The 26,964-nt window shown below is 63.7% G+C and carries 23 protein-coding genes; 14 read left to right on the top strand and 9 right to left on the bottom strand.

Annotated elements, in window-relative coordinates:
• The first annotated feature begins 244 nt into the window (after window positions 1-244).
• The 7 genes from NKJ17_RS06160 to NKJ17_RS06130 all read left to right on the top strand — a co-directional run bounded on the left by NKJ17_RS06160 (window position 245) and on the right by NKJ17_RS06130 (window position 12,899).
• Window positions 245-5,725, top strand: a complete 5,481-nt coding sequence (locus tag NKJ17_RS06160; RefSeq protein ID WP_352687531.1) for an alpha-2-macroglobulin family protein — start codon at window positions 245-247, stop codon at window positions 5,723-5,725.
• A gap of 213 nt (window positions 5,726-5,938) precedes the next feature.
• Window positions 5,939-8,029 carry a penicillin-binding protein 1C gene (gene pbpC, locus NKJ17_RS06155; RefSeq protein WP_352687530.1) on the top strand — a complete coding sequence of 697 codons (2,091 nt, stop codon included), beginning with the start codon at window positions 5,939-5,941 and terminating at the stop codon, window positions 8,027-8,029.
• Window positions 8,030-8,056: 27 nt separating this feature from the next.
• Window positions 8,057-8,788 (top strand): M15 family metallopeptidase, encoded by a 732-nt coding sequence (locus tag NKJ17_RS06150; RefSeq protein WP_352687529.1) that lies wholly within the window; start codon window positions 8,057-8,059, stop codon window positions 8,786-8,788.
• A 221-nt stretch (window positions 8,789-9,009) separates the two neighbouring features.
• Window positions 9,010-10,038: a sulfate ABC transporter substrate-binding protein gene (locus NKJ17_RS06145; protein ID WP_254819065.1), complete on the top strand. Its 1,029-nt coding sequence runs from the start codon at window positions 9,010-9,012 to the stop codon at window positions 10,036-10,038.
• 18 nt (window positions 10,039-10,056) lie between these two features.
• Window positions 10,057-10,908 (top strand): sulfate ABC transporter permease subunit CysT, encoded by an 852-nt coding sequence (gene cysT / locus NKJ17_RS06140; protein WP_023720880.1) that lies wholly within the window; start codon window positions 10,057-10,059, stop codon window positions 10,906-10,908.
• Window positions 10,901-11,785 (top strand): sulfate ABC transporter permease subunit CysW, encoded by an 885-nt coding sequence (gene cysW, locus NKJ17_RS06135; protein ID WP_352687527.1) that lies wholly within the window; start codon window positions 10,901-10,903, stop codon window positions 11,783-11,785. Before cysT ends, cysW begins: the two co-directional genes overlap by 8 nt.
• Window positions 11,786-11,858: 73 nt before the next feature.
• The gene (locus tag NKJ17_RS06130; protein WP_254819067.1) at window positions 11,859-12,899 is read left to right on the top strand and encodes a sulfate/molybdate ABC transporter ATP-binding protein; all 1,041 of its coding nucleotides are present in this window, start codon (window positions 11,859-11,861) and stop codon (window positions 12,897-12,899) included.
• Window positions 12,900-12,913: 14 nt separating this feature from the next.
• Here the strand turns inward: NKJ17_RS06130 and NKJ17_RS06125 are convergent, their stop codons facing one another.
• Both NKJ17_RS06125 and NKJ17_RS06120 read right to left on the bottom strand, forming a co-directional pair.
• Entirely contained in the window at window positions 12,914-13,312 is a 399-nt protein-coding gene (locus NKJ17_RS06125) for a type II toxin-antitoxin system VapC family toxin (protein WP_502896130.1), read from the bottom strand.
• Window positions 13,312-13,584, bottom strand: coding sequence for an antitoxin (locus NKJ17_RS06120; protein WP_254819069.1), 273 nt, complete (start codon window positions 13,582-13,584; stop codon window positions 13,312-13,314). The genes NKJ17_RS06125 and NKJ17_RS06120 overlap by 1 nt, the downstream gene beginning before the upstream one ends.
• A gap of 283 nt (window positions 13,585-13,867) precedes the next feature.
• Between NKJ17_RS06120 and NKJ17_RS06115 the strand changes: the two genes are divergently transcribed.
• Both NKJ17_RS06115 and NKJ17_RS06110 read left to right on the top strand, forming a co-directional pair.
• Entirely contained in the window at window positions 13,868-14,854 is a 987-nt protein-coding gene (locus NKJ17_RS06115) for a sulfate ABC transporter substrate-binding protein (protein ID WP_352687523.1), read from the top strand.
• A 244-nt stretch (window positions 14,855-15,098) separates the two neighbouring features.
• Complete coding sequence (locus NKJ17_RS06110) at window positions 15,099-15,548, top strand: RrF2 family transcriptional regulator (RefSeq protein WP_006202816.1); 450 nt, start codon at window positions 15,099-15,101, stop codon at window positions 15,546-15,548.
• Here NKJ17_RS06110 and NKJ17_RS06105 read toward each other — a convergent pair.
• From NKJ17_RS06105 to NKJ17_RS06075, 7 genes are all read right to left on the bottom strand, one after another.
• Entirely contained in the window at window positions 15,545-16,090 is a 546-nt protein-coding gene (locus tag NKJ17_RS06105; protein ID WP_352687521.1) for a gluconokinase, read from the bottom strand. The genes NKJ17_RS06110 and NKJ17_RS06105 overlap by 4 nt on opposite strands.
• A 5-nt stretch (window positions 16,091-16,095) precedes the next feature.
• Complete coding sequence (locus tag NKJ17_RS06100) at window positions 16,096-17,082, bottom strand: ABC transporter permease (protein ID WP_254819072.1); 987 nt, start codon at window positions 17,080-17,082, stop codon at window positions 16,096-16,098.
• A complete protein-coding gene (locus tag NKJ17_RS06095; protein ID WP_352475436.1) occupies window positions 17,079-18,059 on the bottom strand; it encodes an ABC transporter permease in 981 nt (326 codons plus the stop codon). Before NKJ17_RS06095 ends, NKJ17_RS06100 begins: the two co-directional genes overlap by 4 nt.
• Window positions 18,056-19,597 carry a sugar ABC transporter ATP-binding protein gene (locus NKJ17_RS06090; protein WP_352687519.1) on the bottom strand — a complete coding sequence of 514 codons (1,542 nt, stop codon included), beginning with the start codon at window positions 19,595-19,597 and terminating at the stop codon, window positions 18,056-18,058. The genes NKJ17_RS06095 and NKJ17_RS06090 overlap by 4 nt, the downstream gene beginning before the upstream one ends.
• Window positions 19,598-19,677: 80 nt before the next feature.
• On the bottom strand, window positions 19,678-20,802 hold the full coding sequence (locus tag NKJ17_RS06085; protein ID WP_352687517.1) for a sugar ABC transporter substrate-binding protein: 1,125 nt from the start codon (window positions 20,800-20,802) through the stop codon (window positions 19,678-19,680).
• A gap of 296 nt (window positions 20,803-21,098) precedes the next feature.
• Window positions 21,099-22,127, bottom strand: coding sequence for an HTH-type transcriptional regulator GntR (gene gntR / locus NKJ17_RS06080; RefSeq protein WP_352687515.1), 1,029 nt, complete (start codon window positions 22,125-22,127; stop codon window positions 21,099-21,101).
• Between the two features lie 173 nt (window positions 22,128-22,300).
• Window positions 22,301-23,533 carry an MFS transporter gene (locus tag NKJ17_RS06075; protein WP_352687513.1) on the bottom strand — a complete coding sequence of 411 codons (1,233 nt, stop codon included), beginning with the start codon at window positions 23,531-23,533 and terminating at the stop codon, window positions 22,301-22,303.
• A 174-nt stretch (window positions 23,534-23,707) separates the two neighbouring features.
• Here NKJ17_RS06075 and NKJ17_RS06070 point away from each other — a divergent pair, with 174 nt between their 5' ends.
• The 5 genes from NKJ17_RS06070 (at window position 23,708) to mocR (ending at window position 26,904) form a co-directional block, all read left to right on the top strand.
• A complete protein-coding gene (locus NKJ17_RS06070; protein ID WP_352473504.1) occupies window positions 23,708-23,995 on the top strand; it encodes a DUF3175 domain-containing protein in 288 nt (95 codons plus the stop codon).
• 119 nt (window positions 23,996-24,114) lie between these two features.
• Window positions 24,115-25,026, top strand: a complete 912-nt coding sequence (gene iolE, locus NKJ17_RS06065; RefSeq protein WP_352687511.1) for a myo-inosose-2 dehydratase — start codon at window positions 24,115-24,117, stop codon at window positions 25,024-25,026.
• 30 nt (window positions 25,027-25,056) lie between these two features.
• On the top strand, window positions 25,057-25,182 hold the full coding sequence (locus NKJ17_RS06060) for a hypothetical protein (protein ID WP_352687509.1): 126 nt from the start codon (window positions 25,057-25,059) through the stop codon (window positions 25,180-25,182).
• 44 nt (window positions 25,183-25,226) lie between these two features.
• On the top strand, window positions 25,227-25,433 hold the full coding sequence (locus tag NKJ17_RS06055) for a LacI family DNA-binding transcriptional regulator (RefSeq protein ID WP_352687507.1): 207 nt from the start codon (window positions 25,227-25,229) through the stop codon (window positions 25,431-25,433).
• A gap of 4 nt (window positions 25,434-25,437) precedes the next feature.
• Window positions 25,438-26,904: a rhizopine catabolism transcriptional regulator MocR gene (gene mocR / locus NKJ17_RS06050; RefSeq protein ID WP_352687506.1), complete on the top strand. Its 1,467-nt coding sequence runs from the start codon at window positions 25,438-25,440 to the stop codon at window positions 26,902-26,904.
• Window positions 26,905-26,964 lie beyond the last annotated feature (60 nt).

Genomic DNA, 26,964 nt, shown 5'->3' with positions numbered 1-26,964 from the left:
AATTGGAATGAAGTTCTGAAGCACTCGTAAAGGGGCCACAATCCAATTGCTGAAATAGACAGGGCTTGGAACTCACACCTTCTGCGTCGCCGCAAGAAAGCGTGATCCCCTGTCCTATGGAGCTACTACCGGTCATCGGCCGGAAAGCAAACCGTTGGCAGGCGGATCCTGCCGCGTCCTGATGTTGACAAGCGCCACTGAAGCTTGAAGATTTCTGGACGTCAGCACTTGTCTGGAGGGGTTTATGGCAATGCGCGCGGCTCGTGGTCTATCGATTCTTTTCCTTCTCTTTTTTGCCTGGAGCGGTGTCGCGCAAGCGGCCGAAGCCCGGCGGGTGGTGACATCGGACAATTCCGACTATTTCGGTTTCGATCTCAGATCCGACCAGAATGTCAGCCTCGACCAGTGCAAGACCACCTGCCTCGGCGACCCGGCCTGCCGCGCCTTCACCTACAACCTCAAGGCCAAATGGTGCTTTCTTAAATCCGATTACAACTCGTTGAAACCCTTCAGCGGCGCCGTCGCCGGCAAGGTCGTCAACATCGATGGCGATCCCGACATCGGCGCGCCACCCGAACTCGCCTTCTTCCCGAACTGGATGGCAGACCAGGCCCAGCAATACCGCAACAAGCTCACTGGCCCGACCTACACCAAGCCGACCGAGGGGCTGACGGCGCTGAGGGCCGCCGCCGAACAGTCGGCGCTGACGGGCGATCATCGCGCGGCCATGCACAAATACGAGGCGGCGGTTTCGGCGTTGCCTGATGACGGCCAGCTCTGGCTCGAGCTGGCGCGCGAAACGCTTGCCGTCCATCCGACCGCCAACAGTTCGGAGCCGTCGACGCTGCCGGCGAACGCCACTTCCGCCGCCTTCAATGCCTACAAATTGCTGCGCACCACCAGGACGCGCGCCGACGTGCTGGCGCTGCTCGGGGACGGCCTTGATCGCCGCGATCTCTACAGGCCGGCCCTGCAGGCCTACGAGGCGAGCCTCGCTCTCGTCAATTCGCCGGCAGTCAGGGCCGCCTACCAGGATCTCAAGGCCCGCAAGGGCTTCCGCGTCATCGATCATACCGTCGATGCCGACACCAGCGCGCCACGCATCTGCGCGCAGTTCTCCGAGGAGCTGGTCAAGACCGGCGTCGACTACTCGCAGTTCGTTACTGTCGACAACGCCGCTCCCAAGGGCGTCGAAGCCAAGGACAAGCAGATCTGCGTCGAAGGGCTCGAGCACGGCCAACATTATGACGTGACCTTCCGCGCCGGCCTGCCGGCCGCCATTGGCGAGGTCACCGCGGCACCGGTGGTTCTATCGATATATGTGCAGGACCGCGCGCCTTCGGCCCGCTTCACCGGCGACAGCTTCGTGCTGCCCGCCGGCGCACGCCGCGGCATACCGGTCGTCACCGTCAACATAAATGCCGCCGAAATGAAGCTCTTCCGCATCGGCGACCGCTCGCTGGCCCAACTTCTGTCGGGATATCAGTTCCTGCGCCAGCTTGACGGCTACGACATTTCGAACATCTCCGAACAGATGGGCGAGCCGGTCTGGCAGGGCCAGCTCGACATCGCCAACGACCTCAACAAGGAAGTCACCACCTCCTTCCCAATCGATGAGGCGTTGCCGAAGCGCAAGCCCGGCGTCTATGTGCTGACCGCACAAGCCGTCGACGATCGCAGCGACGACTATGATTCGCACGCCACGCAATGGTTCGTCGTCTCCGATATCGGCCTGTCGACCTATACCGGACAGGATGGACTGAACGTCTTTGCGCGTTCGCTCGCAACCGCCAAGCCGATTGCCGGCGCCGAGCTGACGCTGCTGGCCAGGAACAATGAAATCCTCGGCACCGCGACCACCGACGCGGAAGGGCGGGCGGTGTTCAATCCCGGCCTGACGCGCGGCGACAGCGGCATGGCGCCGGCCGTGCTGATGGCCAAACAGGGCGACGACGATTTCGTCTTCCTCGATATGGGCCGCGCCGGCTTCGACCTGTCCGACCGTGGCGTCGCCGGACGGCCGGCACCTGGCGCGCTCGACGTCTATGCCTGGACCGAGCGCGGCATCTACCGCGCCGGCGAAGATGTCCATGTCGCGGCTCTTGCCCGCGACAGTGCCGCCAAGGCGGTCGAGAACCTGCCGCTGACCTTCATCTTCTCGCGGCCCGACGGCGTCGAGGACCGCCGCATCGTCAGCGACGGCGCGTCGGCCGGTGGTCACGCGGTCGATCTGCCGCTGGAACCCAACGCCATGCGCGGCACCTGGACGGTGGCGATCCATACCGATCCCAAGCAGGCGGCGGTTGCCAGCCAGATGTTCCTGGTCGAGGACTTCGTACCGGACCGCATCGAGTTCGACCTGTCCTCCGACAAGCAGGAGATCGCCCAGGGCGAGACCGCCAACATTACCGTCGACGGCCGCTTTCTCTACGGCGCGCCGGCCGCGGGCCTCGCGCTCGAAGGCGAATTGACGCTGTCGACCGCCCGCGATTGGGACCGCTTCAAAGGCTATTCCTTCGGTCTCGCCGACGAACAGTCGGCTGAACCGACAGTGACGCCCTTCACTGGCCTGCCGGTGGTCGGCGAGGACGGCAAGGCGACCTTCCCGGTCTCCGTCGATCAATTGCCATCCACCACCAAGCTGGTCGATGCCAAGATCACGGTCAGGATGCGTGAAACCGGCGGCCGTGCCGTCGAGCGCTCGCTGAATATCGGCATCCGCCCGCAGGGCCACATGATCGGCATCCGCCCGGATTTCGACGGAGACGAGGTGCCGCAAGGCGGCACGGCCAAGTTCAGCCTGGTCGCCGTCGACCCAGACGGCAAGCGTGAGGCGCTGAAGGGCGCACAGTGGTCGTTGGTCAAGGTCGAGCGCAGCTACCAGTGGTATCGCTCGAGCAACTCCTGGAACTATGAGCCGGTCACCTTCACCAAGGCGGTGGCCAACGGCCAGGTCGACCTGAGCGCCGATGGCGAGGCTACGGTGTCGCTGCCGGTCGACTGGGGCCGCTACCGGCTCGAGATCGAGACAGCGGATCCGGAAGGCCCGGCCACCAGCTATGAGTTCGACGCCGGCTGGTATGTCAGTTCCACCACCACCGAAACGCCCGACGGCCTCGAGATCGCCCTCGACAAGGATACCTATGCGGCGGGTGAAGTGGCCAAGCTCAAAGTGTCGCCGCACTTTGCCGGCGAGTTGCTCGTCACCATCGGCGCCGACAAGCTCCTGAAGACCGTCACCGCCAGCGTGCCGGCCGGCGGCAGCACTGTCGACATCCCGGTCGGCGACGACTGGGGCGCCGGCGCCTACGTCACGGCAACGCTATTCAGGCCGGGCGATGCGCAAGAGACACGCATGCCGGCGCGCGCCATCGGCGTCAAATGGCTGAAGCTCGATCCCGGCTCGCGGAAGCTTGCGGTCAGCTTGGCGACGCCGGGCAAGACCATGCCGCGCCAGCAGCTGTCGATCCCGGTCGCCGTTGCCGGCGTGCAGCCCGGCACCAACGCCTATGTCATGGTCGCGGCCGTCGACGTCGGCATCCTCAACCTGACCAACTACAAGGTACCGGATCCGGAGAACTGGTTCTTCGGGCAGCGCATGCTCGGTCTCGAGGTTCGCGACATCTATGGCCGGCTGATCGACGGCTCGCTGGGCACAACCGGTAAGCTGCGCACCGGCGGCGACGGCGCCAACATGCAATCGCAAGGCAGTCCGCCGACCGAAAAGCTGGTCGCCTTCTTCTCCGGCCCGGTCCAGCTTGACGCCGACGGCAAGGCGCAGATCGACTTCGACATTCCGCAGTTCAACGGCACCGTGCGCGTCATGGCCGTCGCCTGGACCAAGGAAGCGGTTGGCCATGCCCAGTCCGACGTCATCGTGCGTGATCCGGTGGTAATCACCGCAGGCCTGCCGCGCTTTCTGGCGCCCGGCGATTCCGCCGTCATGCGGCTCGACGTCGCCGACACCGACGGCCCCGCAGGGGACTACAAGCTGACCGTCAACACGACAGGCGACCTGTCAACCGGCAATGCCGCCTTGCCTGAAAAGCTGACGCTCGCCAAAGGCAAGCGGCAGACACTGACCGTGCCGTTGATTGCGCAGACCGCAGGCAACGCCTCGATCACCATCAGGCTTGCGCATGCCGACGGCACCGCCGTCGAGCAGACGCTCTATGTGCCGGTGCGCCCGGCGCAACTGCCGGTGACCACCCGCATGGTCGTTGACCTCAAGGGCAATGGCGGCGCGCTGCGCGTCGACAAGGAACTGCTGGCGGCAAGCCTGCTCGATGGCGCTTCGGTCAGCGTCGGCGTTTCGCAGGCGGCTGCCTTCGACGTGCCGTCGCTGCTGATGACGCTCGACCGCTATCCCTATGGTTGCGCTGAACAGACCACCAGCCGCGCCATGCCGCTTCTCTACGTCAACGACATGGCTTCCGGCATCGGCATGGCCAGCGACCCCGATCTGCATGGCCGCGTCCAGGACGCCATCTACAAGGTGCTGAGCTACCAGGCATCGGCCGGCAGCTTCGGCCTGTGGGGTCCGGGTTCCGGCGATCTGTGGCTCGACGCCTATGTCACCGATTTCCTGACCCGGGCGCGCGAGCAGAAGTACGACGTGCCGGCCTTGGCGATGAACCAGGCGCTGAGCAATCTGCAGAACGCGATCGGCTACGATCAGGACGTCCAGGATCGTGGCAGCGAGATCGCCTACGCGCTCTATGTGCTTGCCCGCAACAAGAAGGCCTCGGCCGGCGATCTGCGTTATTATGCCGACACCCAGCTCGAGGCCTTTACCAGCCCGATGGCCGTCGCCCAGCTGGCGGCGTCTCTCGCGCTCTACGGTGACACGCAGCGCTCGGAGGCAACCTTCCAGGCCGCGCTGCAACTGGCCAAGTCGACACCCGAATATGACTATTACCGATCCGACTATGGCTCGCCGCTGCGTGACGGCGCGGCGATCCTGGCGCTTGCCGCGGAAAGCAAGCCGGTGCCGACCATCGTGCCGGCGCTGATCCAGTTGGTGACCAGGGAACGCGCCGACGCTAGGTGGACCAGCACGCAGGACGAGTCCTGGATGCTGCTGGCGGCCCGGGCGCTGAAGGCCGGCAATGATTCGATCGCGCTGACCGTCAACGGCGCACCGCATGCCGGCGGCTATTCGGACCAGATCGCCGGTGGCGACCTGGCCGACAGTCCGCTGACCATCGTTAATACCGGCAGAAATCCGCTGCAGGCGGTCGTCACCACTGTGGCCTCGCCGATCCAGCCTCTGCCGGCCGGCGGCAAGGGCTTTACCATCAGCCGTACCTACTACAAGCTCGACGGCACAGAGGCCAACGTGACGGAGGTCAAGCAGAACGAACGCTATGTCGTCGTGCTCAAGGTTTACGAGCAGAACACCTGGCCTTCGCGGCTGCTGATCACCGACCTGCTGCCGGCCGGCTTCGAGATCGACAATCCGGGCCTGGTCTCCAGCGCTCAGTTGACGAACTTCTCCTGGCTGGCTCAGACCGATGCCGCCCATCTCGAATTCCGCGACGACCGTTTCGTCGCGGCGTTCAATCCCAACGACGGCGACGGCGACCGCAACATCACGCTCGCCTACGTCGTGCGCGCGGTGACGCCGGGCACCTATGCCCACCCGGCGGCAACGATCGAGGACATGTACCGGCCGCAATATTCGGCCCGCACCGCCACCGGCATGATGGAGGTCAAGGCGCCGTAAGGCAAAAAAGGCGGATAGGAATATGGCGATGGCGCTGCCCCTCATTGCCCTGCCGGGCATTTCTTCCCATATAGAGACGGGGAGGAAGAGCCATGCGCCGAAGTTTTCGCCGAACTTTGACGCCGCAGAAAAGGCGCCAAGGGTCGCGACAGCCCCCTTCTCCCCATCACTAAACGGGGAGAAGGTGCCAGCAGGCGGATGAGAGGCGGCGCCATGCTCTCCAGAAAGTTCCTGCGCCGAGCGGCCATCACGGGCATTTCCTTGGCCGGTCTCGCTGCAATCACCGCCATCGCCCTCTGGCAGCTCGACCGCGCATTTCCGCCGCCGCTGCCGGCTGCTTTGACGGTCTCGACCGAGGTGCAGGACCGAGACGGCCAACTGCTGCGCGCCTTCGCTACGCCGGACGGCTACTGGCGGCTCGCTACCAGCCTGGACCAGGTCGACAAGCAGTTCGTCGACATGCTGGTCACCTATGAGGACAAGCGTTTCTGGGGTCATCAAGGCATCGACGTGCTGGCACTGGCGCGTGCCGCCGGCCAGTTCGCGACCAGCGGCCATATCGTCTCCGGCGGTTCGACGCTCTCGATGCAGCTCGCCCGCCTGATCGAGCCACGCGACAGCCGCAGCCTCGGCTCGAAGATCAAGCAGATGCTGCGCGCCCTGCAAATCGAACGGCGGCTTTCCAAGCGCGAGATCCTCGAACGCTATCTGACGCTGGCGCCCTATGGCGGCAATCTCGAAAGTGTGCGCGCCGCTTCGCTCGCCTATTTCGGCAAGGAGCCGAAACGGCTGACGGTCTCGGAGGCCGCCCTGCTCGTCGCCTTGCCGCAATTGCCGGAAAAGCGACGCCCTGATCGCAATCTCGAGATTGCCCACGCTGCCCGCGACAGGGTGCTGACCCGCATGGTCTCGGCAGGCCTGCTCGGCGAACGTGAGGCCGCGCGTGCCGCGCTCGACGATGTGTCGGGGCTGCGGCGCACTTTGCCGGCGCTCGCTGCCCATGCGGCCTATGCAATGCTGCCCAAGGCCATCCCCGGCCAGAAGCTGCAACTGACGATCCGCAAGAGTGTCCAGGAAGGGCTGGAGGAGGTGGCGAAAGATGCAGCCGCCAGGCTCGGCCCTCGCCTCTCGGTGGCCATGGTGCTGGCCGATGCCCGCACCGGCGATATCCTTGGCGAGGTCGGCTCTGCCGATTTCTTCGATGCCACTCGTTCGGGCTGGATCGACATGACCAAAGTCGTTCGCTCGCCTGGCTCGACGCTGAAGCCGTTCATCTATGGTCTCGCCTTCGAACAAGGCCTGGTGGCGCAGGAGATGCTGATCGAGGACAGCCCAGCCGATTTCTCCGGCTACCGGCCGAAGAACTTCGACATGGGCTATCAGGGCGATGTCAGCATCAGGCAGGCGCTGCAATTGTCGCTCAACGTTCCGGCGATCCGCGTGCTCGACGCGGTCGGCCCGGCCCGGCTGATGGCGCGCTTTCGCCAGGCCGATGTGACCCCTGTACTGCCCGTCAACGAGGCGCCTGGCCTGGCAATCGGCCTCGGTGGCGTCGGGATGACACTGCGCGACCTGGTTCAGCTCTATGCAGGCCTTGCCAATGGCGGCAAGGCACACACGCTGCGTGACGGCACCGAGCCGGAGAATGCCGAACGCTCGACCACCACCATCCTCGACGGACAGGCGACCTGGCAGATCACCGACATCCTGTCAGGCGTCAAGCCGCCTCCGGGTGCCGCCCAACGCGGCATCGCTTACAAGACCGGCACCTCCTACGGCTATCGCGACGCCTGGTCGGTCGGCTTTGACGGCCGCTATGTGCTCGGCGTATGGGTCGGCCGCCCCGACGCCGGCGCGGTGCCCGGCCTGTCCGGCTACATCTCGGCGGCGCCCATCTTGTTCGAAGGCTTTGTCCGTTCCGGCCTGGCCGCCGTACCACTGCCAAGCCAGCCGTCCGGCGTCCGGCGTCCCAAACGCGAGGAGCTGCCGGTGACGCTGACGCGCTTCGGCGCCGGCACCGATGGGCTGGTGCAGGCGACGCCGACCGAACCTGCGCCAACCATCATCTTTCCGCCCGACGGCGCCCGCGTCGATCTCGGCACTTCCTCGGCCGACGCCTCGCCGCTGGTCCTCAAGCTGCAGGGCGGCCGCGCACCATTCCGCTGGCTGGCCAACGGCAAGCCGCTGGTCGGCATCGACCGGCGGCGCACCGCAACCTGGCAGCCGGACGGCGCCGGCTATTCGACCCTGACCGTGATCGACGCGGCGGGACGCGCGGCTAGCGTAAAGGTTTTTGTCGAGTGAAAATTTCCCTTGAATAGATTTCGGCAGGTGATTCAGGAGATTGGGTTTTACGCCTTGCTTTCGGCCGCCGGTATTTCCTCGGCCTTTGCTGACACCCTCCCCGCCGGCTTTGTTCGGCTGGCCGACATCGATCCCAGTATCCGGCAGGATATCCGCTATGCCGGCCTCGAAAATTTCCTGCATCGCAAGGTAAGCGGCTACGATGCGCCGGTATGCGTCCTCACCAGGCAAGCGGCGCAAGCGCTTTCGGCAGTGCAGAAAGCGATTGCTGCCGAAGGGCTGACGCTGGTCGTGTTCGACTGCTACCGCCCTGCGCGGGCTGTCTCCGACATGAGTGAATGGACAAAAACGGGCGGGCCACCGGACCCGCAATGGTATCCAAAGGTCAAGCGCAAGGATCTCATCGCCAAGGGTTATATCGGCGAACTGTCCACCCATTCGCGCGGATCGACGGTCGATGTCGCGATCGCCGGGGTCAACCATAAAAAACAGGCCGGCCGCACGAGCGCTCCGAAACCGGCCTGCGGCGCGACCGATGCCGACACGCTCGATTTCGGCACCGGTTTCGACTGTTTCGATCCGGCGAGCGAAACGGCTCACCGAGCGATAGACGATGAAGCCGCGGCTAACCGCAAAAGACTTGTCGAGGCGATGCGCGCCGGCGGCTTCAAGAATTACCCACGCGAATGGTGGCACTTCACGCTGGAAAACGAGCCGTTTCCAAGAGAGCGCTTCAACTTTCCCGTTACCGGCGAATAAGCTGCCGAAACCTCGTTCAGACGACACGCAGCCATTGCCGAAGAGCTGGCCGTCTCTAGTTAATCGCGTCGGGAGCGCGATCATGGTCCATGCGGGAAAATAGTTCCTCGCATCGCCCAAACCAGGCGAAAAATTGCTTCAATGAGCCAAAAAAGGCAACATTGATTGCATCTAAATTCTATCAATTCGGTAGATTTGGCGCGAGTTCAACGGAGGCGGAAATGACCAAACCTCATTTCAGGAAACTGCTCGGCGCACTGGTCGCCACATCCGTCCAGTTCGGCACGCTCGGTTTCGCGTTTGCCGACACCACCATTCTCAACGTGTCCTATGATCCGACGCGTGAGCTCTATAAGCAATTCGATGAGGCCTTCATTGCCCACTGGAAGGCAGAGACAGGCGAGACGGTCACCGTCCAGCAGTCACATGGCGGATCCGGCGCGCAGGCTCGCGCCGTGATCGACGGCCTCGACGCCGACGTGGTGACGCTGGCGCTCGAAGGCGATATCAACGCCATCGTTTCGAAAGCGAAGAAGATCAATCCAGACTGGCGGACGAAATTCGAAAACAATTCGGCGCCCTACACCTCGACCATCATCTTTCTCGTCCGCAAGGGAAACCCCAAGGGCATCCATGACTGGGGCGATCTGGTCAAGGAGGACGTCCAGGTGATCACGCCGAATCCCAAGACCTCCGGTGGCGCGCGCTGGAACTATCTCGCCGCCTGGGCCTATGCCAGCTCCAAGGATGGCGGCGACGAGGCCAAGACCAAGGAATTCGTCGGCAATCTCTATGCGCATGTCCCGGTTCTCGACACCGGTGCGCGCGGCGCCACCGTGACCTTCGCGCAAAAAGGGCTGGGCGACGTGCTGCTCGCCTGGGAAAACGAGGCTTATCTGGCGCTCGATGAGTTCGGCGCCGACAATTTCGATATCGTCTACCCGCCGACCTCGATCCTGGCCGAGCCGCCGGTCGCCGTGGTCGACGCCAATGTCGACGCCAAAGGTACACGCAAAGTTGCCGAAGCCTATCTGAGCTATCTCTATTCCAAGGAGGGCCAGACGATCATCGCCAAGAACCATTATCGCCCTTCGAAACCCGACCTGGTGCCGGCGGAGGACCTTGCCAAGCTGCCTGAGATCAAGCTGATCACCATCGACGACCCGCTTTTTGGCGGCTGGAAGAAGGCACAGCCTTATCATTTCGGCGATGGTGGTATATTCGACCAGATCTACAAGCCGGCCCAGTAGCATTTAGATCAGGACGACATGACCACAGCACCCGCCAAGGCGGGGTGGCGGTTCAGACAGCCGAGCGTCATTCCGGGTTTCGGATTGACGCTCGGCTTCTCGCTTGCCTACCTCACCCTCATCATCCTCATTCCCCTGTCCGGGCTGATCTGGCGCTCGGCGGCGCTCGGCTGGACCGACTTTTGGGCGATCGTCACCGACCGCCGCACCATCAACGCGCTTGAGATCAGCTTCGGCACCGCCTTCATTGCCGCCGCTGTCAACGTCGTCTTCGGCACGATCGTCGCGTGGGTACTGGTGCGCTACAGCTTTCCCGGCCGCCGCATCGTCGATGCCATGGTCGACCTGCCCTTCGCGCTGCCGACAGCGGTCGCCGGCATTGCGCTGACCACGCTCTACGCACCGAACGGCTGGATCGGAAGCCTTCTGACGCCGCTCGGCATTAAGGTCGCCTACACGCCGCTTGGCATCGTAATTGCGCTGATCTTCATCGGCCTGCCCTTCGTCGTACGCACCGTCCAGCCGATCATGGAGGAGATCGACAAGGAGGTAGAGGAAGTGGCCGCCACGCTCGGCGCCAATCGCTTCCAGATCATCAGCCGCGTTCTGCTTCCCGGACTGGCGCCGGCCATCGTCACCGGTTTCGCGCTGGCCTTCGCGCGCGGCGTCGGCGAGTACGGTTCCGTCATCTTCATCGCCGGCAATCTGCCCTATAAATCCGAAATCGCACCGCTTCTGATCGTCATCCGGCTGGAGGAATATAATTATGCGGCGGCGACCGCGATCGCGGCGATCATGCTGGCGCTGTCCTTCGTGATGCTGCTGGTCATCAACCTGGTGCAGACCTGGAGCCGCAAGCGCTATGGCTGACCCGGAGATCAAATCCTACGCGCCGCACCATGAAAGCCAGTCGCCGGCGGTGACGGAAAGCCGCACGGCGAGAACCGTGCTGATGGCCCTAACGTTTGCGTTCCTTGCCATCTTCCTGCTCTTGCCGCTGATCATCGTCTTCAAGGAAGCTTTCGCCAAGGGCATCGAGGCCTACACACAGGCGCTAGGCGAACCGGATACGCGCTCGGCGATCCGCCTGACGCTTCTGGTCGCGGCGATCTCGGTGCCGCTCAACATCGTCTTCGGCATTTCCGCCGCCTGGGCCATCGCCAAGTTCGAATTCAAGGGCAAGGCGTTCCTGACCACGCTGATCGACCTGCCCTTTTCCGTCTCGCCGGTCATTTCGGGGCTTGTCTACGTGCTCTTGTTCGGCGCGCAAGGCCTGCTCGGCGCCTGGCTCAGGGCGCATGGCATCGTCATCCTGTTTGCGGTGCCAGGCATCGTGCTGGCCACGATCTTCGTCACCTTCCCCTTCGTCGCCCGAGAATTGATCCCGCTGATGCAGGAACAGGGCAATGGCGATGAGGAGGCGGCCCTGTCGCTCGGGGCCAATGGCTGGCAGGCGTTCTGGTACGTGACGTTGCCCAACGTCAAATGGGGATTGCTCTACGGCGTGCTGCTGTGCAATGCCCGCGCCATGGGCGAGTTCGGCGCGGTCTCGGTGGTGTCCGGCCACATACGCGGATTGACCAACACCATGCCGCTGCATGTCGAAATCCTTTATAACGAGTACAATGCCGCCGCCGCCTTTGCCGTCGCTTCGCTGCTTGCCGGCCTGGCGCTCGTCACGCTGGTCTTGAAAACACTTCTCGAGATGCGCTACGGCGCCGAGATCGCCGCGACGCGCGGACACTGACAAAATGCATGTCGCCCAAAAGTGGGAACCGGTTTTGGGATAACGACATGCATCAACTACAAAAGGGATTTGCATGGAAGTTCGCGTTGCCAACGTGCGCAAGGAGTTTGAGCGGTTTCCGGCCCTCCGCGACGTTTCGCTCGACATCAAGTCGGGAGAACTGATCGCTCTGCTGGGACCGTCCGGTTCCGGCAAGACGACGCTGCTCAGGCTGATTGCCGGATTGGAGCGGCCGACCCGCGGAAAGATCTTCTTCGGCGAAGAGGATGCCTCGCAAAAGTCGATCCAGGAGCGCAATGTCGGCTTCGTCTTCCAGCACTATGCGCTGTTTCGCCATATGACGGTCGCCGACAATATCGGCTTCGGACTCAAGGTCCGGCACGGGCCGTCGCGCCCGTCGGCAAAGGAAATCCGCCGCCGCGCCTCGGAACTCCTCAACCTCGTTCAGCTCTCCGGTCTGGAAAAACGCTATCCGGCACAGCTTTCGGGCGGCCAGCGCCAGCGCGTGGCGCTGGCCCGCGCCATGGCGATCGAACCGGCCGTGCTTTTGCTCGACGAGCCGTTCGGCGCGCTCGATGCCCAGGTGCGCCGCGAACTGCGCCGCTGGCTGCGCGACATCCACGACGCCACCGGCCACACCACGGTCTTCGTCACCCATGACCAGGAAGAGGCGCTGGAGCTTGCCGACCGCGTCGTGGTGATGAGCCAGGGCCGCATCGAGCAGGTCGGCACCGCCGACGAGATCTACGACACGCCGAACTCGCCCTTCGTCTACGGCTTCATCGGCGAATCGAGCTCGATTCCGGTCAAGGTCGAGGACGGCCAGGTCTGGATCGCCGACCGGCCGATCGGGCTTTCCGCGCCGCACGCACCGCAAGGCGAAGCGACGCTGTTCTTCCGCCCGCACGACGTCGATCTGGTGGAAGAATGCAACGGATGCATCGCCGGCACGGTCGCCGCCAGCCGCCGCGTCGCCGGCACCCGAAGGGTAGAACTCGAAATCGGCGGCGAGCGCCAGCGGGTCGAGATCGAATTGCCCGTCGACCATCCTGCGGCGCAGAAAAGTCGCGTGGCTTTTCGGCCGCGGCGCTGGAAGCTTTTTCCGGCTGCTTGATCTTCTATCAGGCGTTACACCAGCCAGTTCTCGACCTTCAGGCCTTTGATCCGGTTGAACTCCCCGGTGTTGGCCGTCACCAGGGTAGTTCCCAGCGCACGGGCGTGAGCAGCAATAAAAAGGTCGTTTTGGCCGATGGTCTGGCCCCTGCCTTCCAGTTCTGCGCGAATCGCGCCGTACTCGGCATCCACCGGCACATCGAGCGGCAAGACGGGAATCTCAGCCAGCAATTCCTCGACCTTCTTGTGCAACTTGGCCGATCTGTTCTTGACGCAGCCATATCGCAGTTCCGACGCGACCACGACGCTGGTACACACGGCGGCATCTCCCACGCGCAGGACAGCGCTTGCGGCTTTCCCGGCCGGATTTCGGATCATGTCGCTGACAATGTTCGTGTCCAGCATGAACCGCATCAAAAAAATTCCTCGGATTTGACAGGCATATCCTCGACATCGGGAAAGTCTTCCTCGACACCGGGCGGTGGCTCTTTCGCCCATTGCGCGAGCAGTGCGGTGAGGCCAGGCTTGCGGACCGGCTCGATGATCAGGCGGTCGCCTTCACGGCTGATCAAGACCTTTTCGCCGGGAAGTTCGAACTCGACAGGAATGCGCACCGCCTGGCTGCGATTGTTACGAAACAGCTTTGCCTCTTTCGGCGGGGTTGTTGAATGGCGGTGTTGAGGCATGACAACAGCTCCTTGTATATACTATTTGTATATGCCAGACAGCGGGGCGATGCAATCGCATTGCGCCGCGTTGGCCGGCCGGGAACCATCGTACACGCCGACGGCATCGGCACCCTGCCAAGCTGTCCTGAGACTCTGCTTGAAAGAAAAAACTAGAAATCGCCCACAGCGGGACTACTTTTTCTCGCGATAACGTCGAGGGGCCGCTCTGCGTGCCTCGTCGCGCACGAGGCCTTGCCGCTATGGTCCGGCAATAAGCGTACCGCATTGGAGCCCTGTTTTCATGAAGCGATTTTTGCTTGGCGTCGCCACATTGGCCGGCCTGGTCCTCGCATCCTCCCAAGCCTGGTCGGCCGACAGATTGCTGAACGCCTCTTACGATGTCGGTCGCGAACTGTTTGCGCAGGTCAACAAGGCGTTCGTTGCCGGCCACCCCGGCGTCACCATCGATCAGTCGCATGCCGGAACCTCGGCGCAGGCGCGCGCCATCGCCGAAGGCCTCGGCGCCGACGTGGTCACGTTCAACCAGGTCATCGACATCGACTTCCTGGTCAAGAAGGGCCTCATCTCCGCCGACTGGCAGAAGGACTTTCCGGATAACGCCTCGCCCTTCTATTCGCTGCCCTCCTTCCTGGTGCGCGCCGGCAATCCGAAGCACATCAAGGATTGGAACGATCTCGTCCGCGACGACGTCCAGGTGATCTTCCCCAATCCGAAAACCTCCGGCAATGCGCGCTATACCTATCTCGCGGCCACCGCCTACGCCAAGGAAGCCTTCAAGGGCGACGATGCCAAGGTGAAGGAGTTTGTGACAAAGCTGTTCAACAACGTGCCGATCTTCGACACCGGCGGACGCGCCGCGACCACCACCTTCGTGCAGCGCGAAATCGGCGACGTGCTGATCACCTTCGAGTCGGAAACGCGCGGCGTCCGCAAGGAGTACGGCGAGGACAAGTTCGAGCAGGTGACGCCTTCGGTCAGCCTGTTGGCGGAATTTCCGGTGGCGATCGTCGACACGGTCGCCGACGAGCATGGCACGCGCGATCTTGCCAAGACTTATCTCGACTTCCTCTATACGCCGGAGGGCCAGGACATCGCCGCCCGCAACGGCTTGCGGGCCCGCGACCCGGCGGTCGCCGCCAAATACAAGGCTGAGTTTCCCGACGTCCGGCTGCTGACGGTGGAGGAGGTCTTCGGCGGCTGGGCCAAGGTCCAGGCCGAGCATTTTGCAGCGGGCGGCCTGCTCGACCAGACTTACGGCAGCCGCTGACGTCGCCAACGATTGAAAGCCGGCGCTTGCCGGCCTTTCCTTCATTTTGCCCACCGAAATTGCAGCTTCCGCACGTTCCGGACCGCCCGCCCGCCAAAGCGTTACGAAGAATCAACGCGTTTGCGCGCAATATGTCGTCGGGCGGCCTGTCTGAGCGAACTGCATCGCACGGCCAAACCGTCATTATTTGCACACAAACAGCCGCCAGATGCGGGTGGTTGGGGCTTTATGGGTTGGTTCGGGCATGCTTACCAAAAAAGGCAAATATGGCCTCAAGGCCCTCGTGCATCTGTCGGGCCTGCCGGTCGGCCAGCTCGCATTCGTCAATGACATCGCGGTCGCCAACAACATCCCGAAGAAATTCCTCGATGCCATCCTGGGCGAGTTGCGCAACGCCGGCTTCGTCCAGAGCCGCAAGGGCAAGGAAGGCGGCTATCGCCTCGCCCGGCCGGCTTCCGAGATCAAGATCGGCCATGTCGTGCGCGTCCTCGACGGGCCGCTGGCGCCGATCCCCTGCGCCAGCCGCACGCAATACCAGCGTTGCGAGGATTGCGACGAGGCGACCTGCCAGGTCCGGCACATGATGCTGGAGGTGCGTCAGGCGATCGCCGAGGTGCTCGACAACCGTAGCCTCGCCGCCATGCGCGATGCCGACAATGACGATTTCCCGGTCGAACTGACGTCGCAGATCTAGCGCGCGAGCAGGCTCAAGGCGGTCGCCACGGTATCGGCGACCGGACGCGTGCCATCCAAGGTCATTGCCGCCTCGTCCGCCGCTGGCGCCTCAAGCGTGGCGAACTGGCTGTCAACCAGGCTTGCCGGCATGAAATGACCCTTGCGACTGCCTACGCGCTGTTTGGCCGTTGCCGGGTCGATCTCCAGGTAAACGAAAACGATATCCGCGCAAAAGCCGCGCAGGCGATCACGATAACTGCGCTTCAGCGCCGAGCAGGCGGCGACGACACCTCGCCCGCTTGCGACCGATGCTGCCATGCGCTGGCCGATCGCGTCGAGCCAGCCCTCGCGCAGCACGTCGGTAAGCGGCTGCCCGCTCGCCATGCGCGCGACGTTTTCGGGCGGATGCAGCCTGTCGCCCTCGATAAAGAGGGCGCCCAATGCCGCTGCAAGCGCTTCACCGACGACCGACTTGCCGCAGCCGGCAACGCCCATCACCACGATGGCGGGTGTCGCTCGTCCAGTGCTCGCCGGCTTATATGCCACATCCTTCCCGGTCATGCAGGTCAGCGGCTTGCCGGCGCGCGGCCATAGAGCAGCAGCATGGCGACGATGACGACGCCATAGATGATCTGCCGTCCCGCCTCCGGCATCTGCATGACGGAAAGAATGGATTGCAAAAGCGTGATCAGGATCACGCCAGCGACGGTGCCGAGATAGGAACCGCGCCCACCGAGGATCGAGGTGCCGCCGAGCACCACCGCTGCTATCGACGGCAGAAGATAGGCGTCGCCCATCGACTGTGCCGCCTTGGAGGCATAGCCGGCCAAAAGCACGCCGCCGAAGGCGGAGAGCCCGCCCGAAACCGCAAAGGCGATCATCACCACGCGCCTTGTGTCGATGCCGGAAAGATAGGCGGCACGCTCGCGGTTGCCGATGCCATAGACGGTGCGGCCGAAGCCGGTGCGGGTCAGCACGAACACCATTGCGGCGCCGATCAGTGCCCAGATGAGAACGGCGTTAGGCACGCCAGGAACAGCAAAGCCGGTCGCCAGATAGCGCATCGCACCGGTCGCCGAATCCTGCGGCGAGAAACCGCCCGTGTAGACCACCATCAGCCCCTGCGCGACGGCGTTGGTGGCAAGCGTGATGATCATCGAGGGAATGCGCAAATAGGCGACGCCGATGCCGTTGACGACGCCGATCAGAACACCGCAGAAGATGCCGAACGGAATGGCAAGCGCCACACCGACCGGCCCATAAGCGGCCGCGGCGCAGGCCATCATCGCGCCGGCCGCCACCGACCAGGGTACCGACAGGTCGATCTGGCCGAGCAGGATGACCAGCATCATGCCGGTGGCGATGACGCCGAGAAACGACGCCACCTTGAGCTGCTGCAAAAGGTATTCAGGCGACAGGAAGCTGCGCGAATAGAGGCTGCCGAGGAACAGCAGCAGCACGATACAGGCGAACGCCGTCAGTACCGCAGGGTCGGCGCGGCGGAGGAATTTCGGCATGCGGCCGGCGAGACCGCTCACAGTCGTTTCGCTCACAGGAACCACTCCAGCCGGTTGCGGACCCGAAACAGGGCGAAGGCGCCGAGGCTGACCGCGATCAGCAGGATGACGCCCTGGAATAGAGGCTGCCAGAGCGGATCGAAATCGAAGACGAACAGCAGGTCGCCGATGGTGCGGAAGGCAAGAGCGCCGAAGATCGCGCCGATGGCGCTGCCCTTGCCGCCGAACAGCGACACGCCGCCAAGCACGACCGCAGCGATCGAAAACAGCGTATAGGCGTTGCCGCTGGCGTAGGCCGCATCGCCGGTATAGGTGAAGAACGTCAGGAACAGCCCGCCGATCGCGGCAAGCAGCCCGGCAAGCGTATAGGCGGCGAACTTTCCACGCCGGATCGGCACGCCGGACATGTAGGCCGCCATCTCCGAGGAGCCGGCTGCATAAGCGGCGCGGCCGAGCACCGACCGGCTGAACGGCACCCAGACAACGAGCACGACCGCCAGCAGCGTCACTAGGCTCGCCGGCACAATACCAAACAGGCGCCCGGTCAGCGCATCGGCGAGCCCTTCATTGACCGAGCCGCCCGGAAACGGCCGAAGCAGCAGGGCGATGCCGAAATAGACCGCACCGGTGGCAATGGTGGCGACGATCGGCTGCAGGCGTCCATAGATGACGATGGCGCCGTTGATTGCCCCGCACAGCAGCCCGGTGCCGAGCACGGCGATGACGCCGAAGGCGGTCTCGAGGCCGGTGCCGACGACCAGCCACGAGGCCAGGCAATTGGTCAGGGTGAAGATCATGCCGACGGAGAGGTCGATGCCGGCGGTGATCACCACCAGCGTCTGCGCCATCGCAACGAAGGCGAGCAGCACGCCCTTGTTCGACGCCGTCTGCACGACATTGGCGGTGAAGCCCGCCGGATGGTTCGAGGTGTAAATGATGAACATGACAACGAAGATGCCGAACGCCAGCAGCGTTCCGCGCTGTTCGGCGAGCCAATAGCGCCAATCCTTCACGCGTCCGCTCCTTGCCTTGGCATCTCTTCGTGAATGTTGAGCGCGCTGGCAATCAGCGCCCTCTCGGTGATTTCGGCGCCGACCAGTTCGCGCTTGACCGCGCCGTCATAGAGCACCAGCACTCGGTCGCAGCAGCCGATCAGCTCGTCATAGTCGGTCGAATAGAACAGGATCGCCGCACCCTGGTCGGCAAGCTTGCGCAACAACTGGTACAGCTCCTGCTTGGTGCCGACATCGATGCCGCGCGTCGGGTCGTTGAGCAGGATGATGCGCGGCTGCCGCATCAGCCATTTGGCGATGACGACCTTCTGCTGGTTGCCGCCGGATAGCGCGCCGACCGGAATATCGAGGCCGGCCGTCTTGATCGCCAGAAGACCGACCATGTCGTCGATCAGCCGCTGCTCGGCGGCGCGATCGATGATGCCGGCCCTGGACAACCGGTCGAGGGCGGCGAAGGAGAGATTTTCGCGCACCGTCATCGGCAGCATCAACCCTTCCGTCTTGCGATCCTCCGGGATCAGCGCCATGCCGATCCGGTCGTCACGCGCCGCGGCCGGACTGGCGATCGCCACCGGCGTGCAGTCGATCAGGATCTGGCCCGACAGGCCACGCAGCACACCGAAGAAGGCGAGCAGCAATTCGCGCTGGCCCTGGCCGTCGAGGCCGCCGAGCCCGACCACCTCGCCCGCCCCGACCGATAGCGAGACATCGTGCAGCCGATCCGTCCAGGACAGGTTGCGCGCCTCTAGAACCGGCGTGGCTGCGGCAGCCGCCCGCGCGGGTTTGGGCGGAAAGATGTGGCTGTATTCGCGCCCGATCATCAGTTCGACGACCTCGTTGTCGCTCTTGGTGCCGGCCGCGTAGCTGGCGACATTGCGGCCATTGCGGAACACCGTGCACTGGTCGGCCAGCTCGGCGATCTCGTTCATGCGGTGCGAGATGTAGAGCAGCGCCAGCCCTTCCGAACGCAGCCGCTTCAACACGGCGAAAACCCTGGCGACGTCGGCCGCGGTCAGCGCCGAGGTCGCCTCGTCGAGGATCAGGATGCGTGGCTTGCGCGCCAGTGCCTTGGCGATCTCGACCATCTGCCTTCGTGAAAGAGGAAGATCCTTGACCAGCGCCAGCGGATGGATATCGGAAGCGCCGGCGCGAGCCAGGGCTTCTTCGGCGATGCGGCGCTGCGCCTTGCGGTCGATCATGCCGAAACGCTTCGGCGGATCGGAAATGACGATGTTGTCGGCAACGCTGAGTTCGGGGACGAGCGACAGTTCCTGGAAGATGCAGACGATGCCGGCCTGGTTGGCAGCGGCCGGCGAAGCGAAGCTCACTTCGTTCCCGTCCAGCATCATGCGGCCCTCGTCGGGCGCGACGACCCCCGCCATGACCTTGATCAGCGTCGATTTGCCGGCGCCGTTCTCGCCGAGGATGGCGTGGATGCTGCCTGGAGTGACCGACAGTTCGGCCTTCTCCAGCGCGCGCACGCCGCCATAGCGCTTGGATATGCCTTCCATGCGGAAGAGCGGAACCGCACCGTCCATCGGCCCTCCCCAGGCGCTTGGCAATCAGGATGTCGAGCGCCGGCGCCGCGGGATCGCCCGCGGCGTCGGGCTGTCGGAGTTTACTGGTTTTCCTTGCTCTGGCCCATGATTTCCTGCGCCGTGAAATTGATGCCGCAGGTCGGGAAGGAATTGCCGACGAAGAAATTGTCGGACTGGTCGGGGAAGTAGTCCTGGCCTTCCTTGAAGTTCGGATCCTCGACGATCGCCAGCGGCAGCTTGATCGATTGCGGCACGACCTGCCCTTCAAGTGCTGCAATCGCCGTCTTGATGGCAACCGCCACCTGAGCCGGGCCGGTGCCGGCCGACGAGCATTTCAGGCCATCAGCGGCGAACTTGGCGCAGAATTTGCGGAAGCCGTTCTCCGTCTCGCCGCCGAACGGCACGAACGGATGCTTGGCATCGATCATCGCCTGCACGATGCCGGTATCGCCGCCCTGTCCGGTAATGCCGTCGAAGGGGCCGTTGGTGGCAATAGCATCGGCCGTAGCCTTTTGCGCAACGCCGTCATCCCACTTGCCGACGACCTCGGTGACATCCCATTTCTTGCCGGAGGCGTCGAGAACCTCGTGGATGCCGTTATGACGGTCGGTATCGACGGATGTGCCGGCTACGCCACGCACTTCCAGCACCTTGCCGCCGTTCGGCACGTGCTTGACCAGCCAGTTGCCCCACAATTCGCCAAGGCCTTTCTGGTCGACATTGACGTTGATGGCATCCTTGGTGTCGAGGATGTTGTCGAAGGCGACCAGCACCACGCCGGCTTCCTTGGCCCGCTTGATGACAGGACCGAATGCGGTCGGGTTCTGGGCGTTGACGACAATCGCGTCATAGCCGGAATCGATGAAATTGTTGATTGCCGAAATCTGGGCCGGCACGTCTTCGCCGGTCGAGACCACCTTGAATTCCTTGAGCTTGGCCGCGACCTCCGGCTGCGCTGCATAGGCCTTTGCCGTCTGCACCATCTGGATGCGCCATGTGTTGGCGATATAGCCGTTGGCCAGAGCGATGCGGTACGGGCCGTCTTTCTTGGGGAACTTGAAGAACTGCGTATCGGCCGACCAGGGCGCGAAGCAGTCAGGCTCGGCCGATGGCCCCTTGACGATTTCAGGATCGGCGATCGCCGACGAGCTCAGCATGACGAAAGCAGTGGCGGCAACGATACCGCCAACGAGTGACTTGATCATCGATATTCCTCCCAGTTGCAGTTTTGTTTGTTGTTACGCCGATGAATTTGCGCTTTTCCGGCCCGGCACCTCCCGCCGTACCCGTCGCGCGTTCAGGTGGCCGAATGCCGACCCGATCCCCTCCTTTGTTGCCCGGCTAGTCCCGCAAAAACTATCATATTATACATAATAAACAAGCATGAGCTGTCGCTTATGTATAATAAACAGCCCCCCATCTTCTGAGCGAAGTACCGCCCGGCGATAATTGGTAGCGCTACCATGACGTAGTGTAAAGCGCCATTGCGTTGAAGCGCGCTTCAGCGCGCCGTGCTTTCACGCCGCTTGAGTTCGAAGCCGAGGTCGACGACCCGCTGTTCCGGCCTGTTGCCTTCGATCGCCGCAAGCGCCATGGCGACCGCCCGCCGGCCGATCTCGTAGCGATACGTCCGAACGCTGGTGACCGACGGAAAAGCCACCTCCATCATGTCGAGATCGTTGAAGCCGACGATGCCGATCGTCTTCGGTACGGCGATCGAAGCGCGGTGGCATTCGAACAGCACCCCGAGTGCTATATCGTCATTGTTGCAGAACACGCCGTCGAGGCTCGGCACCTTGGCCAGCGCGTCGCGGAACAATTCGCGGCCGAGGGTGACGCTGGAGGGCACCGGCGTGGTGGTGGTAAGCCGCGCATCGAACAGGCCGGCCGCCTCCATCGCCGCGCGATAGCCGGCCAAGCGCCGCTGCGAGCGCGGATCCATGCGCGCGCCGATGAAGCCTATCCGGCGATAGCCTGCCTCGATCAGATGTTCCGCAGCCGCCCTGCCGCCCTCGAAATGTGAGAAACCAACCATCATGTCGACCGGATCGGGCCCGGTCTCCATCACCTGCACCACCGGACAGCCCGCCGTTTCCAGCAGTTTTCGCGAGGCCGGCGTCTGGTCGATGCCGGCCACGATCAGCGCCGCCGGGCGTTGCGGGCCAAACACCTGCAGCAGCCGCTCTTCCTCAAGGCCGGAATAGTGGGTGTTGCCGAGCTGAATCCGGAAAGGGCCGTCCGACAGGCTGTCGTAGATGCCGCGCACCACTTCGGCAAAGACGTTGTTGGTAAGCGACGGCACCAGAACGCCAAAGACCTCGGCGCGCGCCGAAGCCAGCGCCCGCGCATTCGGGTCGGGCACATAGCCGAGCTCGTTCACGGCCGACTCGATCTGGCGGCGCAGATCTTCCGAGACACGCCCCGGCTCACGCAGGGCGCGCGATACGGTAATGGCGCCGACGCCGGCCTTGCGGGCGACGTCGGCGATGGTCGGGCGGCCGCCGCCGCGGCGTGAGCGCGGCTTGATCACCGTACTCGTCCGGACGCCGGGCAACCGCCCACACGCGACCGTGAAACGATGTTCAGCGTTTTTGAAACTGCTGCCATGCCAAACTGGCCCGTTGCCACACCTTGTCTGGCGTCGCGCAGCCTTCGGCTGTTGTCAAGCGACGGCCGGAGAGACTGTATCCGTACCGCTGTGCTTCAGGCCGCCACAGCAGCGCTGCGCCGGGCCTTCCACAGCAGCAGCACCATGGCAAAAATATTCAGCAGGTTCCAGGCAATGCCGTTGAGGAACGCGGCGGCATAGGAGCCGGTCAGATCGTAGATCCAGCCCGACATCCAGCCGCCGATCGCCATGCCGAAGATGGTCGCCATCATGACGATGCCGACGCGCTGGCCAGCTTCCTTGGCTGGCATATATTCGCGCACGATGATCGCATAACAGGGCACGATGCCGCCTTGCGACAGGCCGAAAACCAGCGAGACGACATAAAGCGAGGCAAGCCCGTCGAACGGGATATAGAACAACAGCGACAGGCATTGCAGCACCGAGCCGATCAGCAGGGTTTTCACACCGCCGATGCGATCGGCAAGGAAACCCGAGCCAAGCCGGCTGACGACGCCCGCCGCCAGCATGATCGACAGCATATCGGCGCCATGCGCCACGCCGTAGCCGAGATCAATGCAATAGGCGACGATATGGACTTGCGGCATCGACATCGCCACGCAGCAGCCGAGCCCGGCCACGATGAGCAGCGCCTGCAAGGCCGCCGGCGACAGGGAGATCGGCTGAACCACGCGGCTGCCCGGCGATCCCGGAGCCGCCTGGGGCGGTGCGCCGCGCCGGAGCAGCAGGATCAAGGGCACCATGGTGACCAGGCAGACGACGCCGATCGCGGCATAGGTGAAGCGCCAGCCTTGCGCCTGCATGACATAGGGCATCGCCGTCGGCCAGATCGCTCCGGCGAGATAGTTGCCGGATGCCGCAGCCGTCACCGCGACGCCGCGGCGCCGGTTGAACCAGTGCGAGATGTCGGCGATCAACGGCCCGAAGATCGCCGACGAGCCAACGCCGATCAACAGGCCCTGGACGAGGGTGAACTGCAGGATCGAACTGGTCAGCGACGCCAGCAGGAAGCCGGCGCCAAGTGTAATCGCAGCAATCAGCGCCGGGATCCAATACCCCATGCGGTCGATGGCGCGGCCGAACAGCACATTACCGGCGGCAAAGCCGACCATGGTCGCGGTGTAGGGCATCGAGGCAGCGGCGCGATCGACGCCGAATTCTGCCTGCACGGCAGGCAGCACCACGACCACCGCCCACATGCCGACCCCGCCGATCCTTGCCAGCAGCATCGAGATGCCCAGCCGTATCCAGGCATAGGCACTGTCGATGCCTGAACTTCCTGCCTGGCTTGAGACGATTGGGGTCAAGAGCGTTTCCTGTCCGCAGTTCTTGAATCGGCGGTTCTGACCACTATCGGCGCATTCGCATCGCCGAGCAGCGCCACGACAGGCAAATCCGTGGCTCCAGGGATTCGGGCCGAAGTGGAACAGGGGTGCGCCATAAGGCGTTTTCCCGGCAACGACCTAGTGAAGGAGTTTGCCATGACCGCGCAACGGAAATGGTCCGCCGACGTCACCGGGCATAGCGACGCGCTGGACCTCGAGGAACACATCTTCGAATCCCACGATCCCAAGAAGATCGCCGCCTCGTTGAAGCGCTCGGCCGAGCACAGCGACCGGCGCAAGGCAGGGCCGTTTCAATCCGCCATGTCGATGCTGAATTTCTACATCAACCGCGCCGGCAAGAACCTGCCGGCGGCGCAGAAGAAAGTGCTGGAGGACGCAAAGGACGAACTGCGCGCCCTTTTTGGCCGCCCAAAGGAAGACTAGAATCGGTCACCATTAATTGGTTCTGCCAGATTCGGCTGAACTGGACCTAGTGACAGGGCCTCTTTGTCGCCAGTTTGCAGGCTCGGCTTGTATTCCCAAGCCCGCAAAAGCCTGGCGTCATGACGGTCAAGATCGGCATCAATCCCATCACCTGGAGCAATGACGACGTTCCGGCGCTTGGCGGGGATACGTCCTTGGACACCTGCCTGTCGGAAACCGCGCTGGCCGGCTACCGCGGCACCGAACTCGGCGGCAAATTTCCGCGCCAGGCCGAAGTGCTTGGGCCGCTCCTGTCTTCCTATGGCCTGGAACTCGTCTCCGGCTGGTATGATGGCCGCATTCTCGACCGCACGGTCGACGAGGAATTCGCGGCGATCACCCCACATCTTCAGCTGTTGCGCGACCTTGGCGCCAGGATCGTCGTCTACGCCGACACCTCGCGCGGTCGCCATGACGGCATTTTCGCACCGATCTCCGAGCGTCCGCGCCTCGCCGACGGCGACTGGCCGTCCTATGGCGAGAAACTGACCGCCCTCGGCGACCGCATGGCCGCATTCGGGGTCGGCATGGCCTTCCACCACCACATGGGCACCATCGTCGAGACGGACGATGAAGTCGACAGGCTGATGGCGGCGACGGGCCGAAGCGTCGGCCTGTTGTTCGATACCGGCCACTGCCTGTTTTCGGGCGGCGACCCGCAATCGCTGCTGCAACGGCATCTCGACCGTATCGTGCATTTCCATTGCAAGGACGTTCGCAGGGCGGTGCTGGAACGGGCACGCCGCGAGGACATGAGCTTCATGGCGGCGGTAATGGACGGCATTTTTACCGTGCCCGGCGACGGCTCGGTCGATTTCCTGTCATTGCTGAAACCCCTCGCCGCGCGCGGCTATGAAGGCTGGCTCGTTGTCGAAGCCGAGCAGGATCCGGCCAAGGCGCATCCGCTGACCTATGCCAGCAAAGGCCATTTCTCGCTGCTCGCCACCGCCCGCGAGGCCGGCTTCGAAGTGGCGACGCGGCAGGTAAACTGACCGGCCCGCATTGCGAGCCGGAGGAACATAATGGGCGCGCGCCTCGATGGGGTTAGCGACGCGAAAGCGCCCGGCGATCCGCGCCGCCTTGCTCCCTACGCGGTGCGGATCGCAGAAACCCGGCTCTGGATTTCAAGCCACGACTTTCAAGCTTGAGGCCGGCCGGAAGCCGTGCCTTGATGCAACCGAGGAGGAGCGACATGGCTTTCGAAGCTGCGCTTGGCATAGAACGGCTTTGCACCATCCGCGAGATTGCCGAGAAGGCGGAACTTGGCGCCGCCACCGTGCATCGCGCGCTGAAGAACAGCCGCGAGATCCGTCCCGAAACCAGGCGGCTGGTGCTCGACACCGTCTGCCGGCTCAACGAGGAAAAGATCGCCCGCGCCGCCCGGTTCGTCGGGGGATAGTGCCTTGCCCGACCACATGCGCCTCTCCCTCGACATCATGTCGGTCGACCGCGCCTCGGAAGAACCGATGCATCGGCAGATCTACGGCGCCTTGCGACGCTTCATCCTTGACGGCCAGATCCCGCAGAACACTCTGCTGCCGTCGACGCGCTCGCTGGCCGAAGATCTGAAGGTCGGGCGCAACACCGTCATCGCCGCCTATGACCAGCTCCTTGCCGAAGGTTTTATCGAGGCGCGTGCCGGATCGGGCACCTGGGTGGCGCCGATCCAGCAGAACCGCCCAATGGCTTCCCTGCGCGCCGGACTGGCGGTGCCGCAAAAGCTGTCGCGGCGTGGCCAGACCATCGTCAACGGCCCGCAACCGCCACGCAATGCCGGTGTCATCAATTTCCATCCCGGCGTGCCTGAAACGGCATCGTTTCCGTTCACCATCTGGTCAAGCCTTCTGGTGCGCAATGCACGCAGCCGCGACGATAGTCTGCTTGGTTATCTCTCCTTTGCCGGTCACCCCGGCCTGCGCCAGGCCATTGCCTCGACCATCGGCCTGTCGCGCGGCATCAGTTGCACCGCCGACCAGGTGATCATCGTCACCGGTGCGCAGGCAGCGCTCGATCTGGTCTCGCGCGTGCTGATGGACGAAGGCGACCATGTCTGGATGGAAGAGCCCGGCTATCTCGGCGCCAAAAGCGCCTTTCTCGCCAGCGGCGCCAAGCTGGCACCGTTGAAGGTCGACCGGCGCGGCTGGCATCTTGCTGATCCGGAGCTGCCGCCGCCGCGGCTAATCTATGTGACGCCATCCTGCCAATGGCCGTTCGGCACCATCATGCGCATCGAGGAGCGGCTGCAACTGCTCGACATCGCCGAACGCAACGGCGCCTGGATCGTCGAGGATGACTATGACGGCGAATACCGGTTCCGCGGCCGGCCGGTGCCGGCGCTGCGCGGGCTCGACCATGCCGACCGCGTCGTCTATATCGGCAGCTTCGGCAAGACGCTGATTCCGGCGCTGCGCATCGGCTATCTGATCGTGCCGCGCGAATTGTCGGTTCCGTTCGACCGGGCGGTGAGCATCACCGGCCAGTTCGCGCCGCTGATCCTGCAGGCAACGGTCAACGACTTCATCAGGCAGGGCTATTTCGCCACGCACCTCAAGCGCATGCGCCGGCTCTATGCGCGCCGGCAGGTGAACTTCGTCAAGCTGTGCCAGGAGCATCTGGCCGAATGGCTGACCGTCACGGAAAACGATTCCGGCATGCAGCTGCTGGCGAGCTTCGTCAAGCCCTATAAGGACAGCGACGTGGTCGCCGCCGCCGTCAAGGAGGGGCTCGATGTCCAGGGCATCTCGATCAACTATCATTCCACTGAACCCGAGCACGGGCTGCTGCTCGGCTATGCGGCGATGGACGAACGCCAGATCCTGCGCGCCGTGCTGGCGCTGCGCGCCGCGTTCCTAAGATTGGATAGAAGCTAGAGCCGGCTCTCCATCTCGTTCACCGCGGGGTTGAATCGGTCGTCCGCAGTGATTAGGAAT

The sequence above is a fragment of the Mesorhizobium sp. M0208 genome, from assembly GCF_040322015.1.
Lineage (GTDB): Bacteria > Pseudomonadota > Alphaproteobacteria > Rhizobiales > Rhizobiaceae > Mesorhizobium.
This window is presented reverse-complemented; position numbering and strand designations above follow the sequence as displayed.

Excerpts from the sequence above, each read along its gene's own strand:
- NKJ17_RS06160 (WP_352687531.1), top strand. The coding sequence starts at position 245 with ATGGCAATGCGCGCGGCTCGTGGTCTATCGATTCTTTTCCTTCTCTTT.
- pbpC (WP_352687530.1), top strand. The coding sequence starts at position 5,939 with ATGCTCTCCAGAAAGTTCCTGCGCCGAGCGGCCATCACGGGCATTTCC.
- NKJ17_RS06145 (WP_254819065.1), top strand. The coding sequence starts at position 9,010 with ATGACCAAACCTCATTTCAGGAAACTGCTCGGCGCACTGGTCGCCACA.
- cysT (WP_023720880.1), top strand. The coding sequence starts at position 10,057 with ATGACCACAGCACCCGCCAAGGCGGGGTGGCGGTTCAGACAGCCGAGC.
- cysW (WP_352687527.1), top strand. The coding sequence starts at position 10,901 with ATGGCTGACCCGGAGATCAAATCCTACGCGCCGCACCATGAAAGCCAG.
- NKJ17_RS06130 (WP_254819067.1), top strand. The coding sequence starts at position 11,859 with ATGGAAGTTCGCGTTGCCAACGTGCGCAAGGAGTTTGAGCGGTTTCCG.
- NKJ17_RS06125 (WP_502896130.1), bottom strand. The coding sequence starts at position 13,312 with ATGCGGTTCATGCTGGACACGAACATTGTCAGCGACATGATCCGAAAT.
- NKJ17_RS06120 (WP_254819069.1), bottom strand. The coding sequence starts at position 13,584 with ATGCCTCAACACCGCCATTCAACAACCCCGCCGAAAGAGGCAAAGCTG.
- NKJ17_RS06115 (WP_352687523.1), top strand. The coding sequence starts at position 13,868 with ATGAAGCGATTTTTGCTTGGCGTCGCCACATTGGCCGGCCTGGTCCTC.
- NKJ17_RS06110 (WP_006202816.1), top strand. The coding sequence starts at position 15,099 with ATGCTTACCAAAAAAGGCAAATATGGCCTCAAGGCCCTCGTGCATCTG.
- NKJ17_RS06105 (WP_352687521.1), bottom strand. The coding sequence starts at position 16,090 with ATGACCGGGAAGGATGTGGCATATAAGCCGGCGAGCACTGGACGAGCG.
- NKJ17_RS06090 (WP_352687519.1), bottom strand. The coding sequence starts at position 19,597 with ATGGACGGTGCGGTTCCGCTCTTCCGCATGGAAGGCATATCCAAGCGC.
- NKJ17_RS06085 (WP_352687517.1), bottom strand. The coding sequence starts at position 20,802 with ATGATCAAGTCACTCGTTGGCGGTATCGTTGCCGCCACTGCTTTCGTC.
- NKJ17_RS06070 (WP_352473504.1), top strand. The coding sequence starts at position 23,708 with ATGACCGCGCAACGGAAATGGTCCGCCGACGTCACCGGGCATAGCGAC.
- iolE (WP_352687511.1), top strand. The coding sequence starts at position 24,115 with ATGACGGTCAAGATCGGCATCAATCCCATCACCTGGAGCAATGACGAC.
- NKJ17_RS06060 (WP_352687509.1), top strand. The coding sequence starts at position 25,057 with ATGGGCGCGCGCCTCGATGGGGTTAGCGACGCGAAAGCGCCCGGCGAT.
- NKJ17_RS06055 (WP_352687507.1), top strand. The coding sequence starts at position 25,227 with ATGGCTTTCGAAGCTGCGCTTGGCATAGAACGGCTTTGCACCATCCGC.